The 11606-nt window shown below is 58.0% G+C and carries 11 protein-coding genes; 3 read left to right on the top strand and 8 right to left on the bottom strand.

What is annotated here, in order from left to right; all coding sequences use genetic code 11:
• The first annotated feature begins 4 nt into the window (after positions 1–4).
• The 3 genes from ACESMZ_RS14180 to ACESMZ_RS14170 all read left to right on the top strand — a co-directional run bounded on the left by ACESMZ_RS14180 (position 5) and on the right by ACESMZ_RS14170 (position 2565).
• Entirely contained in the window at positions 5–1003 is a 999-nt protein-coding gene (locus tag ACESMZ_RS14180) for an XdhC family protein (protein ID WP_372958072.1), read from the top strand.
• Between the two features lie 60 nt (positions 1004–1063).
• Positions 1064–1675 carry an NTP transferase domain-containing protein gene (locus ACESMZ_RS14175; RefSeq protein WP_372958071.1) on the top strand — a complete coding sequence of 204 codons (612 nt, stop codon included), beginning with the start codon at positions 1064–1066 and terminating at the stop codon, positions 1673–1675.
• Positions 1676–1794: 119 nt separating this feature from the next.
• The gene (locus ACESMZ_RS14170; RefSeq protein WP_372958070.1) at positions 1795–2565 is read left to right on the top strand and encodes a VOC family protein; all 771 of its coding nucleotides are present in this window, start codon (positions 1795–1797) and stop codon (positions 2563–2565) included.
• 66 nt (positions 2566–2631) lie between these two features.
• Here the strand turns inward: ACESMZ_RS14170 and ACESMZ_RS14165 are convergent, their stop codons facing one another.
• The 8 genes from ACESMZ_RS14165 to ACESMZ_RS14130 all read right to left on the bottom strand — a co-directional run bounded on the left by ACESMZ_RS14165 (position 2632) and on the right by ACESMZ_RS14130 (position 11351).
• Complete coding sequence (locus ACESMZ_RS14165; protein WP_372958069.1) at positions 2632–3324, bottom strand: TetR/AcrR family transcriptional regulator; 693 nt, start codon at positions 3322–3324, stop codon at positions 2632–2634.
• Between the two features lie 82 nt (positions 3325–3406).
• Positions 3407–4375: a branched-chain amino acid ABC transporter permease gene (locus tag ACESMZ_RS14160; RefSeq protein ID WP_372972795.1), complete on the bottom strand. Its 969-nt coding sequence runs from the start codon at positions 4373–4375 to the stop codon at positions 3407–3409.
• Positions 4372–5253, bottom strand: a complete 882-nt coding sequence (locus ACESMZ_RS14155) for a branched-chain amino acid ABC transporter permease (RefSeq protein WP_372958067.1) — start codon at positions 5251–5253, stop codon at positions 4372–4374. The genes ACESMZ_RS14160 and ACESMZ_RS14155 overlap by 4 nt, the downstream gene beginning before the upstream one ends.
• Position 5254: 1 nt before the next feature.
• A complete protein-coding gene (locus ACESMZ_RS14150) occupies positions 5255–5959 on the bottom strand; it encodes an ABC transporter ATP-binding protein (protein ID WP_372958066.1) in 705 nt (234 codons plus the stop codon).
• Positions 5952–6710 (bottom strand): ABC transporter ATP-binding protein, encoded by a 759-nt coding sequence (locus tag ACESMZ_RS14145; RefSeq protein ID WP_372958065.1) that lies wholly within the window; start codon positions 6708–6710, stop codon positions 5952–5954. Before ACESMZ_RS14145 ends, ACESMZ_RS14150 begins: the two co-directional genes overlap by 8 nt.
• 57 nt (positions 6711–6767) lie before the next feature.
• Positions 6768–7982, bottom strand: a complete 1215-nt coding sequence (locus ACESMZ_RS14140) for an ABC transporter substrate-binding protein (RefSeq protein WP_372958064.1) — start codon at positions 7980–7982, stop codon at positions 6768–6770.
• A 5-nt stretch (positions 7983–7987) separates the two neighbouring features.
• Positions 7988–9706, bottom strand: coding sequence for an acyl-CoA dehydrogenase (locus ACESMZ_RS14135; RefSeq protein ID WP_372958063.1), 1719 nt, complete (start codon positions 9704–9706; stop codon positions 7988–7990).
• Between the two features lie 10 nt (positions 9707–9716).
• On the bottom strand, positions 9717–11351 hold the full coding sequence (locus ACESMZ_RS14130; RefSeq protein ID WP_372958062.1) for a long-chain fatty acid--CoA ligase: 1635 nt from the start codon (positions 11349–11351) through the stop codon (positions 9717–9719).
• Positions 11352–11606 lie beyond the last annotated feature (255 nt).

Genomic DNA, 11606 nt, shown 5'->3' with positions numbered 1-11606 from the left:
CATCATGCAGAACCTGGATTATCGGGTTGTCGGCCAGGCTATGGCCTGGCTGCAGGAAGGCCGCACGGTGTGGCTATGCACCGTGCTGTCCACCTTTGGTTCATCGCCGAGGGAGCCTGGTTCGCTGATGGTGGCCAACGCCAGCGGCGAACACCTGGGCTCGCTCTCCGGTGGCTGTGTGGAGGAAGATTTCCTCGAGCGGCTGGTGGCCGGCGAGTATCAGCAGCCAGCTGTGGTAGTTCGTTATGGTGGACCAGAGGACGTGGGCGGCAAACCCGGGACTGCCCGGGTGCAATTGCCCTGCGGCGGAATCCTGGAAGTGCTGGTTGAACGCATGGTCGCCAGCGAGGAGAACCTGGCACACCTTGAACAGATAAAAGCAGCGCTGGGCGGTGAGCACGACCGGATCCGGCAGGTACGGCTCGCCGATGGGCACCGTTCCCTGTCGGAGGCGGACCCGAGCGGGCCCCAGGTGCAGTGGCATCCGGAAGAGGAGGTTGTCCGGATCCGGGTGGGGCCGGTGGCCAGGCTGATACTGGCTGGCTACTCCAGCGTTGCCGAGGCCTGTGCCGGTTTTGCGGTTACCCTGGGCTACCAAGTCGTGCTTTGTGACCCTCGCAGCGAAGTCACCGATGGCATGAACCTGCCGGATGCCGTGGCGTTCATACCCCAGCTGCCATCCCTCTACATCGCCTCACCGGGAGCCTGTACCCCGTCAACGGCGGTGGTCGCCGTCACCCATGACCCCCGCATTGACGACCTGGCCATGATGGCGGCGGTGAAAACCTCCGCCGGCTACATCGGCGTGATGGGCTCCCGCCGTACCTCACAGGCGCGGGCGGAGCGGCTTGCCCGCACCGGTGGCCTTGCGCCCGATGAAATCGGCCGTATTCATATGCCCATCGGACTGGATATAGGCAGCAAAACCCCGGCGGAAATCGCCCTGGCCATCATGGCGGACGTGTTGCGGGTTCGTCGGGGTCGGGACCTGTCAGAGGTATGACTGCCTGTCTGGAGTTTGCTCCGTCTCCACACCCCGAACGGTTAACCGAGGACGTGCCCGATGGCTGAAGTCGCAGCCCTGATACTTGCCGGCGGCGCCAGCTCACGCTTTGGCGGGTGCAAGCTGCTGGCGGAAATTGATGGCCGAACCCTGTTGCAGCGTAGTATTGACCTGGCATCCGGCGTGTTACCAGGCCACGTCCATGTGGTCACCGGCGCCTGGCATACGCAACTGATGGCGGCAAAGGCACAGGGGCGGCTTTGTGGGGCGGAGTTCATCCACGCCGCGGACTGGTCTGAGGGCATGGCGGCATCCTTGCGGGCCGGAATCAACACCCTGTCTGTTAATTACGAAGCGGTGCTGGTGCTGCTGGCGGACCAGGTGGCGCTGACGAAGGCTGACCTTGCCGCCCTGCTGGAGGCTTTCGACGGTCACAATATCGCCTGTGGCGTATACGGCGGCCGCCGGGGCGTGCCTGCGATTTTTCCCCGCAGCAGCTTTCCACGGCTGGGGCAGCTGGGTGGCGACCAGGGTGCCAAGGCGGTGCTGTACGAAACCACTATCCCCGTTCGGGAGTGTTCCATGCCCAATGCACAACGGGATATTGATACCCCGGAGCAGCTCGAGGCCTGGCCTGGGAGCGGGGCCGGAGGGGACACTTCGCAGCAATAATCAACAGCTCAATCCATGAGTCCAGGCAGCAGCTTGTCCGAAACGATGTCGTTGCTGATACTGCGTGACAAGCTACAAACACGCATGTCCGCGTGTTCCATGTTTCAAGGAGTCCTGCGATGTCCATTTATCTCCGCCAGATCTGCCTGGTGGCCGAAGAGCTGGCACCGGTTGTCGAGCAGATTGAAAACCTGTTCGGCGTACCGGTATGCCATCGTGATCCGGAGGTGGCCACCTTCGGGCTGGAAAACGCCCTGTTTGCCTTTGGCAGCCAGTTCCTGGAAGTGGTGGCACCCATCCGGGAAGGCACAGCCGCCGGGCGGTTCCTGGAGCGCCGGGGTGGCCCCGGGGGTTACATGGTGATCTGCCAGGCTACCTCACTTGAAGAGCAGGCTGGCGTGCGGGCCCGGGCTGCTGAAAACAATGTCCGGGTAGTCTGGGAGTCGGATCACCAAAGCGGGAACATCATGCAACTGCACCCCCGGGACATGGGGGCAGCCTTCCTGGAAGTGGACTGGGACGAACAGGCCGACCCCCAGGGTAACTGGCAGCCAGCGGGAGGTATGGACTGGGTAAAACACACAATGACTGATCGGGTCTCAGGAATTACCGGCATCACCCTTTCCCACACGAAGCCTACCCAACTCGCCCGGCACTGGTCAGACGTTATGGGGATGCCCGTAAAAGACCGGGATGGCATGCCCGCAATCGAGACCCCAAACACGGTACTGAAGTTTGCAGAGTGCGATCACGAGGACGCCGCCGGGCTGACGGCCATTGATGTGGCGGTGGGGGACCCTGCGACGATTCTGACGCGCTCCATGGAGCAGGGGGCCGAGCTCACCGGCCACAGCCTGAACCTGTGTGGTGTGGAATTCCTGCTGCGGTAGTGCGTACCTGCATTTCTGGCGGACTGGCCATAACCTCGTACTAAAATGGATATGGGCTGAAAACCTTTATTCGGACGGGTAGGATGCGCCGATGCTTTCAGGCAGGGAGGTAGCGTCGCCCGCCTTGAGCATACGCCCCAGCAGGTCGGCCATACCTTCTGCTATCTGGTTGGAGGACCAGGCTCCACCGCGGCGATACCATTTCGACACCCAGGCCATGGCGCCAATCAGGGCGAAGGTGGTGAGGGCCGGGTCACAGGGCGCTATGGAGCCGTCATCAATCCCCTGTTGCACCTGCTCTCTCAGGCTGTGCTCAAGTCTTTTCCGAAGGGCGCGCACCTCGACTGCCTGCTGTTCACTGAGGGCACCGTCTTCCAAATAGAGAAAAGTTTCGATCTGTGACTGGGTGACAGACGCCAGGTAATTTCGGACGATGGCGCGCACGCGTTCAAACCCGTTTGTTCCTTCCTGAACGCCGGCTTTGACTGCGTTGCTTGTGGCCTCGGCAGATTTGAGGTGAATCTTGTAAAGCAGGTCACCCTTGTCTTTCACATAATGATAGAGGGCACCCTTGGTCAGACCCAGTTCTTCCGTCAGCATGCTCATGCTGGTGCCGTGGAATCCGTAGCGATTGAAAAGTCTTGCGGCGGTCTCCAGCAGGATTTTCTCCCGCGCTTCGCGTTGCTCCTCGAGGGTCTGGACACCTCCGCCCCAGGACCTCCGTCGGCCATTGGTGGTTTTGGGCTGGGTCTTGCTCATACAGTTTGTCCGTTTCTGGTGTACTGAAAACAGGATTTCCGGTGCTCCACCCCGCACGTGCGGGGTGCCGCTCGGTCAAGGCTCAGTTCGGCGACGTGCTCGGCTTCGCCCTGCGCCGGTTCAACAGGTCGCGAATCATGCCCAAGATGCCCTCGCGGAACAGAAGTACGCAGCTCATGAAGATCAGTCCCTGAAGGATGGTGACCCAGGCACCATAGGGCGCCAGCAGGTACTGCATTGCCACAACGATCAGGGCACCAAGGGCGGGGGCCCAGATAATACCAAGCCCGCCAAGCAATGCCATTAACACCACTTCACCGGAAAGCAGCCATGAGACATCTGTCAAAGTTGCAATGCTGAACACGAAAACCTTGAGCGAGCCTGCGATACCACTGAAACCAGCGGAAATGACGAACGCCATTTGCTTGTACTTTACTACGTCATAGCCGAGGGATATGGCACGGTCCTCGTTGTCTCTGATCGCCTTCAGGGACTGGCCGAACGCACTCTGGGAAATACGCACCAGTGCGAGCATGGCGATGACGAAGATCACCAGGATGGTGTAGAACAGGGCAAGATTTGAAGATACATCGATTACGCCGAAGACAGGCGGTCTCGGTATGGATTGAATACCATCCTCGCCTCCGGTAAACGGCGCCTGAAGGGCGATGTAATAGATCATCTGGCTGAGTGCCAGTGTGATCATGGCAAAGTAGATGCCCTTGCTTCGGACGGCGATCAGGGCAAATATCCAGCCCAGAGCCAATGCGACCAGCACTCCGCAAGCGACAGCCAGTTCGAAGGTAAGGCCCCACTCCTTCGCAGCATGCCCGGTGACATAAGCCGCAGATCCAAAGAATGCGGCATGCCCGAATGACAACAATCCACCAAATCCCAGCATCAGGTTGAACGCACAGGCAAACAGCATGAACACCAGGACATTCATTAGAACGACCGGATAGATGAATGCGGGGAGAGCTAATGCGACCAGGAAAATTCCAGCCCAGATGGCTTTCTGATTCTTATAGGAGTTCATAGGTGCAGCGCTCACTTTCCAAACAGTCCATTGGGTCGGGCCACCAGAACAAGGGCCATGACCACGAAAATCACCAGGTTAGAGGCCGGCGGATAGAACACCTTGGTCAAACCTTCAATGATGCCCAGCATGAAGCCGGTGATAATGGCGCCTCCGAGCGAGCCCATGCCGCCGATTACGACCACCGCAAATACTGTGATCATCAGGTTTACCCCCATATGCGGGTTGACCTGATAAAGCGGGGCGGCAAGAACACCGGACAGGGCCGCGAGTCCGACACCTGCGCCGTAGGTCAGTGTGATCAACAGTGGGACATTGATGCCGAACTGCTGAACCAGGGCCGGGTTTTCTGTCGCCGCCCTCAGGTATGCCCCGAGTTTGGTTTTCTCCACCACAAACCAGGTGATCAGGCAGACCACCACGGAGAACACAATGACCCAGCCCCGATAAGTGGGCAGGAACATGAAGCCCAGGTTGAGCGCTCCCTGCAGCGCTGCGGGAACACTATAAGGTTTGGATATGCCACCGAAGACCTCGTGCATTACCCCTTCGATAAATAGGGCCAGGCCAAATGTAAACAGAAGTCCGAACAGGTGATTCAAGGAGTACAGCCTGGAGATAAAGGTGCGTTCCAGCGCGATACCGATTGCACCAACCATCAACGGAGCCAGGATCAGGGCGAGCCAGTAGTTGACTCCAAGCCACTGCATCAGCAGCCAGGTGGCAAAACCGCCCAGCATGTAGAACGCGCCATGGGCAAAGTTGATGATATGCAACATGCCAAAAATCAATGCCAGTCCCAGGCTGAGCACGGCGTAGAATGAGCCGTTCACCAGGCCCAGCACCAGTTGGGCCATCAAGGCATGGGACGAAACGCCCAATAGTTCAAACATATCAGACCCCTAACATCTGGTTTATCTTGTCTTTGTTTTCGAGGGCATACTGTCGATCGAAAGAGGCCACCACTTCGCCCTGGTCGAGCACGTAAAACCGGTCCGACACTTTCAGTGCAAAATTGAAGTTCTGTTCAACCAGTACCACGGTCAGGCCTTTTGCCTTCAGTTCCAGCAGTGTCTGACCAATCTGCTTGATGATCACAGGCGCCAACCCTTCGGTAGGTTCATCCAGAAGCAGAACCCGGGCGCCGGAGTACAGGAGCCGGGCGATCGCGAGCATTTGTTGCTCACCGCCGGAGAGCTTGGTGCCCATACTGTTTCCGCGTACTTTCAGTTTTGGAAAGAGTTGGTAGATAGCGTCGAGCGACCAGGCTAGGTCGGACACCCTGGGAGGAAGGGTCAGGTTCTCTCTTACCGTGAGGCTGGAAAAGATGCCTCGCTCCTCGGGGCAGTAACCAAGGCCTTTACGGCCGATCCGGTAAGAGGGCAGGCGATCGATCGGCTCATCAAAAAAACGGATGTCACCCTGGCATCGATCGAGCAGGCCGGCGACGGCTTTGAGCGTGGTGGTTTTGCCTGCCCCATTACGTCCCAGCAGGGTGACCACTTCGTGTTCCTTGACGTTGAGTGATATATCCCTGAGTACGTCAATTTCGCCATAACCGGCATTCAGTCGTGATACATCAAGCACTACCTTACTCATCGTCGTCACCTGTGCCGAGATAGGCCTCCATGACCCGTGGATTGGAAGAAACCTCGTCGTAGTTGCCCTGGCAAATGACCTGGCCGGCTTCAAGGACGGTAATGGTGTCTGACAAGTCGCGCACGACATCGAGGTTATGCTCCACCATGACGATGGTTCGTCCACTCCGGATCTCCTGGATGAGGTCGGAGATGGTTGCGATATCCTCCCGTCCCATGCCCGCCATGGGCTCATCCAGCAGAAGCACGGATGGGTTCATGGCCAGGGTGGTCGCGATTTCCAGGGCCCGGCGCTTGCCATAAGAAAGGCTGCCGGAACGATCATCGGCCTGCTGTTCGAGACCAGTGCGATAAAGAAGGTCCATGGTTTCATCACGATACTGATGAAGCGTTCGCCGGGGGCTCCAGAAATTAAACGACATACCCTCGCGTTTCTGGATAGCGATCTCCACGTTTTCCGCGCAGGTCAGGTCGGGAAAAATGGAGGAGATCTGAAACGAACGTATCATTCCGCGTTCGGCGACCTCGGCAGGCTTGAGCGAGGTGATGTCCTGGCCCCGATAGAATATCTGGCCGCTGCTGGGTGAAAGAAACTTCGTGATCAGGTTGAAGCACGTGCTCTTGCCTGCACCATTCGGGCCGATCAGGGCATGGACGGCTCCCTCACGGACATTAATATCCACTTCCGAGACCGCACAAAAGCCATGAAAGTGCTTCGTCAACTTTCGTGTTGAAAGAATATAGTCAGTCATTTATCTAACCAGTGGGCAGGTAGCGGAGGGGGCAAGCGCCCCCTCGGTGGAAGCGTTTTACTGGATAAAGCTGCAATTGCCCTGTTCGAGGGGACGGAAGGCTTCCTCGCCAGGAATAGTTTCAACAAGCTCAAACAGGTCCCAGGGGTGGTTGGCGTCCCCGGGGGATTTAACCTTCACCAGGTACTGGTCATGAACCATGCGGCCATCCTCACGAATGTAACCCTCAGCGAACCAGTCGTTAACTGGCAGCTCCTTCATGGCCTTTGTCACATCGACACCGTTATCGGTACCGGCTTTTTCCACTGCCTTGAGGTAGTGCATCACGTAGGAGTAAGCACCAGCCTGGGCCATGGACGGCATGGCGTTCATGCGCTCAAAATAGCGCTCGGACCAGGCAGCGCTTTCTTCGCTCTTGTTCCAGTAGAAAGGCGAAATGAGCATGGTTCCGGCGGCGACTTCCGCACCGATACCCTTGACGTCCGGAATCATGACCAGCGGTGCAAATGAATTCTTTCCGGACTGCTGCAGGCCGAACTCCTTTGCTGTCTTGATCGCGTTGGCGGCATCGCCTGCGGCACTGGCAAACACGACAACATCAGCGTCTGACGACATCGCCTGCATGATGTAGGAAGAGAAGTCGTTGGCACCCAGGGGGTGCTTGACAGAGCCGACGACTTCACCACCGTTCTGTTTCACGAAATGGGCGATGGCGTCCTGCAGTTGCTGGCCGAAGGTATAGTCAACGGTAACGAAGTAGACCTTCTTGCCTAGGTTTTCTGTGATGGCCAGCGCTGACGCTTTCGCCATGGAATAGGTATCGTAGATGTAGTGGATACCAGTCGGGGAACAGTCTTCCCCGGTCAATCGTGCCGTAGCGGCGCCACCACCAATGATGACTTTACCTTGCTCTCGTCCGATCTCCTGAACGGCTAGGGCGATTGAGGAGTTGGGCAGGTCAACGATGGCGTCTACACTTTCCCTGTCAAACCAACGGTTGGCTACCGAGGTGCCAACATCTGGCTTATTCTGGTGGTCTGCTCCGATAACCTCGATGGCTGCACCCAGCACTTCCCCGCCAAAGTCTTCAGCAGCCATTTTTGCAGCCTCCAGGGAGCCGGGGCCGGCGGCCGGCGCATAGACCCCCGACATATCATTGAGTACACCGATCCTGACGACGTTGTCTGATACGGTTTCGGCGGCGGCAGCCATACAAACACTGGTGGCAGCCAGTGACATCCCTACGGTTCTTACTATGTTCTTGTAGTTCATGATCTTTACCTCGTTTCGATTATTGTTGTTGGCAAGTCGGCTTCGGGAAGAATTCTCCGGAAGAAGAAACGTCCCGTATTCACTTTGTCCCGGTGAAACCGGGATTCCTGGTCATGACAGGCTGTAACGATGCGTGCCCAGGCAGAACCGCACAGCAACAGGTAAAACGCCTCCAGAAAACCACAGAAATCAGCACTGACATCCGGGTCTTCGTTTTCCATACGCTCGATGAGAATGGAGCCTGCGTTCTTGATCCTCCCGTTCAGGTGGGTTAACGCATTGGCCTGGTCCGCGAAGCCTTCAATCCGGCTCAGGCGCAACGCACTGACAGCTACCTCATCAAAAACACTTTCGAACTGGACAAACTGTTTCAGCAGTTTTCGCTGAACCAGGTCCCTAGCCTGAATCGCATTGGTGCCTTCGTAAATGGAGGCGATCCGGACGTCCCGAACCAGCTGTTCGATGCCGTTCTCATGGATGTAGCCATGGCCGCCCAGGACCTGCATGCATTCATTGGCCACTGATGAGCCTAGCTCCGAGAGCGCGTATTTCAGGACCGGCGTGTAGATCTCAAGGCGGGACTGGATCTCGTGGGCTTCATCCTCATTCCTGGCCACATCCGCGAGGTCAAGCAGCAGGCTGGCGTCATAGGTCAGCACCCTGGCTGCGGTAATGCGGGCTTCCATGTCCCGGAAGCGGCGCTGGATGTCCGGGTGTTCAATGATGGGGTGCGGTGGCCGGGTATCGGTTCCATCCTGTCGAGGTGCCTTGCCCTGCCGGCGTTCGCCAGCGTAGGCCAAGGCTTTTTGATAGGCTTCCTGCGCCGTCCCCAGGCCCTGCAGCCCAACGGATACCCGGGCTGCATTCATCATGGTGAACATGCACCGGAGGCCTTCACCCTCGGTGCCCACCAGCCATCCGACGGACTCGTCAAAGGCCAGGGCACAGGTGGGTGAGCCATGGATCCCCATCTTGTTTTCAATGCCCATGGTCTGAACCTGGTTTGACCTCTGTGCGCCATCAGGGCCGAGCCATTTGGGCACAAGGAACAGGCTGAGGCCTGACAGGCCACTGCCGGGTTCGCCGGACCTGGCCAGCACCAGGTGGACGATGTTGTCCGTGAGGTTGTGATCGCCCCAGGTGATAAAGATCTTGTTGCCCGAGATTTTCCAGTGGCCGTTATCGAGGTCCCGCCGGGCAACGGTCCGGATCAGACCCAGGTCTGTGCCACAATGGGGCTCCGTCAGGCACATGGTGGCTGTCCATTTTCCGGAAACGACTTTTTCCAGGTAGTGGGCCCTGAGTTCGTCCGAACCGTGGCGGCTGAGCGCCTTGTAAAAGCCGAAGTTCAGGTCATGCAGCAGGCCAAAAGAGAGGCTTTTGCCATTCAGCGTTTCGCGCAGGAGGGCGTGACACAGATGGGGCAGGCCTTCGCCACCGAACTCAGGGCTGCAGGCCAGGCCGTTCCAGCCGTGGTGGCAGAAATCCCGGTAGAGCGCCTGCATCGCACCTGGCAGAGATACTGCTCCCTGGGTCAGCGTTGCCCCCTCCTGGTCCAGGAGGGGGTTGATGGCACCTATGGCCGGTGCCATGTCGTTGTCGAAATGCCCGGCAATACCGATCAGGTCGGAGGGCTCCACCTTTTTTGCCGCGCAGACGCGTTCGAGGTTCGCCCGGTCCAGCACTTGCCTGACGATAAAGTCGCGCTCGGTTTGCGTGTTCATGGCCGGACCTTTACGCCTCGTCGGTTTTCAGGGCGTAGCCTTCGAACTTGCGACGCAGTTCCAGCTTGGACAGCTTGCCGGTTGCCGTGTGGGGCAGTTCGTCTACCAGGATTATTTCATCCGGTATACACCACTTCGCTACTTGCCCCTCGTAGACCGCCTTGATGTCTTCCGGATCGGCGTCGGCGCCTTCCTTGAGCACGACACAGACCACTGGTCGCTCGCCCCACTTACTGTGCCTGATGGAGATACAGGCGGCCTCTGCCACCGCGGGATGACCCACGGCGACATTTTCCAGTTCGATGGAACTGATCCATTCACCACCAGACTTGATCACATCCTTGGTCCGGTCAGTGATGATCAGATAGCCTTCCTGGTCTATGGCCGCCACGTCTCCGGTTTCGAACCAGCCATCTTCGGTAAACGAATCCGGCGAGGCATCCTTGTAATAACTGCCCACTACCCAGGGGCCCTTCACCTGTAGTGCACCGATGGCCTTGCCATCGTGGGGCTGTATGTTCCCTTGCTCGTCGACAATGCGCAGGTCTACACCAAACAGCGGGCGTCCCTGCAGTGCCTGTATCTGGTAACGGTCCTCCGGCGGCAGGTTGGCCTGGTGGCTCTTCAGGGCACCCAGGGTGCCCACCGGGCTCAGCTCGGTCATGCCCCAGCCGTGCATAACCCGCACGTCATACTTTTCTTCGAACTCCCGGATGATGGCCATGGGCGCTGCCGAGCCGCCGACCATCATTCGGTCGACTGAATCTATCGTGAGGTTATTCCGGTTCAGGTAATCGAGAAGCCCGAGCCAGACCGTGGGGACGCCCGCCATCAGGGTCACCTGCTCTTCGTTGAGCATGGTGTGAAGGTTGGGTCCGTCCAGCGCATAACCTGGCAGTACCAGCTTGGCGCCATTCATAAGCGCCGCGTAGGGAATGCCCCAGGCATTGGCATGGAACATGGGCACCACCGGCAGGATGCTGTCCTTCTGGCGTACGCACAGCCAGTCGCCTCCGCTGACGGAGAGGGCGTGTATCAGGGTAGAGCGATGGCTGAACAGGACACCCTTTGGGTTACCGGTGGTACCGGAGGTGTAACAGAGGGCGCTCGCCTGTCTTTCATCAAGCTCCGGCCAGTCGAAGCTTTCAGCTTCGTTGGCGATAAAGTCCTCGTATACCTCCACGCCCTGATCATCCGCGGCTTCCGGTTTAGCGTCGGAGAGCACAATGTAACGCTCTATGGACTCGAAGGTGTCTTTGAGTTCCGCCACCTTGCCGTAGAACTGCGGGTCAAAGAACAGGAACTTGTCCTCGGCGTCATTGGCGATAAAGGTCAGCTGGTCGTCAAACAGGCGGGGGTTGATGGTGTGGCAGACTGCACCGATGCAGGAAGCAGCGTAGTAGATCTCCATGTGACGGTGGTCGTTCCAGGCCAGCGTCCCGACACGGTCACCGGACTGGACCCCAGCCTTCATCAGGGCATTGGCCAGCTGGCATACCCGGCGATAGAACTGGTCATAGCGGTAACGGTGAACCTTGTCGTCGGAGGTCTTGGATACGATTTCTGACCCGGCGTGGAACCGGTTCGCGTGCTGAAGGATCTTTGTGATTGTTAGCTGGTCTTGCATCATCTGGCCGTAAAGCATGGCAAGCTCCTGATTGTTATTGATGTTTTCTGATTTATTCGAGTTCAGGCCGTCGGGATCCTGGTAACGGCCTGGTGCCAACCCTTGTTGTTCTTCTGATTCCAACCACACCGCTCAGCCTCATAGCCGGAGCATGTCTCTGCACTAATTAAACGATCGGTTAGTTGTTATTACAAATGTTCAATGGATTCGAGGCTAGTTCAGTTTTTGACAAAAGGCAAGCCGTATAAACGGGCAAAGTTGCCCGTTTCTGCC

It is taken from the genome of Marinobacter sp. (genome assembly GCF_041690615.1).
Taxonomy (GTDB): domain Bacteria; phylum Pseudomonadota; class Gammaproteobacteria; order Pseudomonadales; family Oleiphilaceae; genus Marinobacter.
The sequence above is the reverse complement of the archived record's forward strand: the minus strand, read 5'-3'. Positions and strand labels throughout refer to the sequence as shown.